Below are 2,862 nucleotides of genomic sequence, written 5' to 3'. Positions count from 1 at the left end.
CCTCAAAATTTATTATTTCGGCAGCAGAAACTGGAATAAGGATAAAAAAAATTTGAGGGTGTATGTTTCCTTTAAAAATTTAGAAAGTATAGATGCTTCTGCTGCATGCGATATACAGGTGGCAGGTGTAATAAAAGTGCCTTCATTATTAATAAACATGTCTGGTGCCAGTGGTTTTAAAGGAGCTGTAGAGGTAACGGATTTAAAAATTGATTTAAGTGGTGCATCTGATGTAACCATAAAAGGCGTTGCTGCTTCTGTTCGTATTGAATCGAGTGGTGCAAGCGATGTAAAAGGCGAAGATTTAATTACAGATTATTGTACCGCAAGAGTATCCGGCGCATCTGATGTAAATATTACTGTAAATAAAGAATTAAATGCCAGCGCAAGCGGCGCCAGTGACATTTCTTACAAAGGCAATGCAATTATAAAAGACAAACATACCAGCGGTGCAAGCAGCGTTAGTAAAAAGGGTTGATTGGTTAATTAGTTGATTTGTTTATTGGTACAAACTGTATTTACTAATTAACCTGTAAACCAATAAACTAATCAACAGTTTCATTTTCCAAAAGCCCAAATTAAAAACTCCGGTAAGTGATTACGCCACGATGTATAATCATGAATGCCGTTTGCATCTTCTTTGTAAATAATTTCTTCAGGTAAACAAACATTTTTACTTTTAATTAATTCCATCAAATCTTTAGTATCGTCTATTACATCAATAATGCCGTCTCTATCTCTATCGCCGCTTTCTTCTTTAGCACCGGCATAAAACCAATATTGCAAATGCGGTTTCTTTTTTGATGAACGGATTTTATTAATGATGATCCTGTTTTTTTCATCGCTGTAATCTGCTGCTTTATCATCCTTATCCCTCCACCAGAAGGAGCCGGAAAAAACTCCTGCTTTATCAATTTTATCAGCATTATCCCAGGCAATATCAAAAGCACTTAAGCCGCCCAATGAACAACCTGCTATTGCAACAGATTTAAATTTTCTTACACCGGCATTCTTTTTTACAAAGGCATATAATTCATCATCAATAAATTTAGAATAACTATCTGCTTTATCGCCACGTTTCATAAAATCGGGCTGTTGGCTAACACCAAATTCTTTTGTTCTTTCATCAGCCACAATGCCCACAATAATCAAAGGTTTAATCAATTTCTTTTTGTACAAACTGTCTAAAATTTCTTTTACGCCGAACTTTTGCAAATCCTGTCCATCGTTCAGCAGTAATAAATTCAATTCACTTTTATCACCGGGCATTGGAGTGCTTAGTATAGAAAGTTTGACCTGCCTTTGTAAATGACGGCTGTATAATTGATCTTCCTGCTGTTTAATTTTCTTTTTACAACCCACTGAAAATAGCAATAAGAGCAATGATAAAACAACATAAATATTTCTTTTCATAAAAAAGATTGAAGAACAAATTTATATTATTTGGCGACAAAGCCTCAAAACCTTACTTTTGCACTGCGAAGTAGAGCAGCGGTAGCTCGTCGGGCTCATAACCCGAAGGTCACTGGTTCGATCCCAGTCTTCGCAACTAAATCAAGAGGCTCGATTGAGCCTTTTTTGGTTAAACTGATAAAGTTCTTTTACATGTTTGTTGTTTATGCTCTTTATAGTAAAATTCATGACAAAATCTATATTGGATTTACATCTGATATAACAGAAAGATTTAAGTCTCATAACGAATTAGCTACAAAAGGATGGACTATTAAGTTCAGGCCTTGGGAAATAATTTATCAGGAACATTGCAGTTCAAAAGCTGAAGCAATGAAAAGAGAAAAACAACTTAAAACAGCAACAGGGCGAAATTTTATTAGATCCCTGATAAATAATGCAAAGGTATGATGGCTCATATCCGCCAGCTGGCGGACACTGGTTCGATCCCAGTCTTCGCAACTAAATTGAAGACAGAAGTAAGTGCTAATTCCGCAGCGGCGGGCACAGGTTCTACCTCAGTCTTTGTAACTAAATCAAATCCTCACTTCTACAGATTTGGGGATTTTTTTATTCATTTCGATAAAGTGTAAATGAATATGATTATCTCCTCCATTCTTTCGGGCTGTTTGTGGTAATCATATAATTCTAATAACCACATTTCATGAAATCAGGTTTTGTAAACATATTTGGTAAACCCAATGCAGGCAAAAGCACTTTGCTTAATGCATTAATGGGAGAGAAGATGGCTATTGTATCGCACAAAGTACAAACCACACGCCACCGGATTAAAGCCATCTTAACAGAAAAAGAATACCAGATTATTTTTTCTGATACACCGGGCATTATAGAACCAAAATATAAACTGCACGAAAAAATGATGCAGGCTGTAAAAGGTAGTTTAGAAGATGCAGATGTGGCATTGTTAATTGCAGATGTTAATGAAGAGCAGGAAGAAAGCAACAATATTTTTACTGCATTAAAATTAAAAGTGCCGGCAATTGTTGTGCTGAATAAAGCTGATAAAGCTGCCGAAGAACAGCAAAATGCCGTTACAGATTTTTACAGAAAGCAACCTTATTGTAAAGATGTGGTTATACTTTCTGCCTTAAAAAAAAGTGGTATTGATTTCTTACTAAAAAAAATAATTAAACTATTGCCCGAAGGACAGCCGTTTTACGAAGGTGATGACCTGAGCGATATGCCCACTAAATTTTTTGTGGGGGAATTGGTAAGAGAAAAAATATTTCAATTATATGGCGAGGAAATCCCTTATCACACCACTGTTTTAATACAGGAGTTTACCGAAAAAACAACACTGATAAAAATAAGGGCCGAAATAATTGTGCAAAGAGAAACACAAAAAGGTATTATTTTAGGAGAAGGAGGAAAGATGATAAAACAATTAGGTAC

General features: G+C 35.5%; 4 protein-coding genes and 1 tRNA gene. 4 read left to right on the top strand and 1 reads right to left on the bottom strand.

Annotation, left to right across the window (positions count from 1 at the left end; all coding sequences use genetic code 11):
* The coding region (locus ACY65O_RS02635) for a head GIN domain-containing protein (protein ID WP_462219299.1) at positions 1–478 on the top strand (478 nt) is incomplete at its 5' end.
* A gap of 80 nt (positions 479–558) precedes the next feature.
* Here the strand turns inward: ACY65O_RS02635 and ACY65O_RS02630 are convergent.
* Complete coding sequence (locus ACY65O_RS02630) at positions 559–1,413, bottom strand: alpha/beta hydrolase (protein WP_462219298.1); 855 nt, start codon at positions 1,411–1,413, stop codon at positions 559–561.
* A 64-nt stretch (positions 1,414–1,477) separates the two neighbouring features.
* Between ACY65O_RS02630 and ACY65O_RS02625 the strand changes: the two genes are divergently transcribed.
* The 3 genes from ACY65O_RS02625 to era all read left to right on the top strand — a co-directional run.
* Positions 1,478–1,549 (top strand) — tRNA-Met (locus ACY65O_RS02625).
* A 56-nt stretch (positions 1,550–1,605) separates the two neighbouring features.
* Positions 1,606–1,860 carry a GIY-YIG nuclease family protein gene (locus ACY65O_RS02620; RefSeq protein WP_462219297.1) on the top strand — a complete coding sequence of 85 codons (255 nt, stop codon included), beginning with the start codon at positions 1,606–1,608 and terminating at the stop codon, positions 1,858–1,860.
* Between the two features lie 253 nt (positions 1,861–2,113).
* The coding region (era, locus tag ACY65O_RS02615; RefSeq protein WP_462219296.1) for a GTPase Era at positions 2,114–2,862 on the top strand (749 nt) is incomplete at its 3' end.

Source organism: Ferruginibacter sp., assembly GCF_031430955.1.
Lineage (GTDB): Bacteria > Bacteroidota > Bacteroidia > Chitinophagales > Chitinophagaceae > Ferruginibacter.
The sequence above is the reverse complement of the archived record's forward strand: the minus strand, read 5'-3'. Positions and strand labels throughout refer to the sequence as shown.

Excerpts from the sequence above, each read along its gene's own strand:
- ACY65O_RS02630 (WP_462219298.1), bottom strand. The coding sequence starts at position 1,413 with ATGAAAAGAAATATTTATGTTGTTTTATCATTGCTCTTATTGCTATTT.
- ACY65O_RS02620 (WP_462219297.1), top strand. The coding sequence starts at position 1,606 with ATGTTTGTTGTTTATGCTCTTTATAGTAAAATTCATGACAAAATCTAT.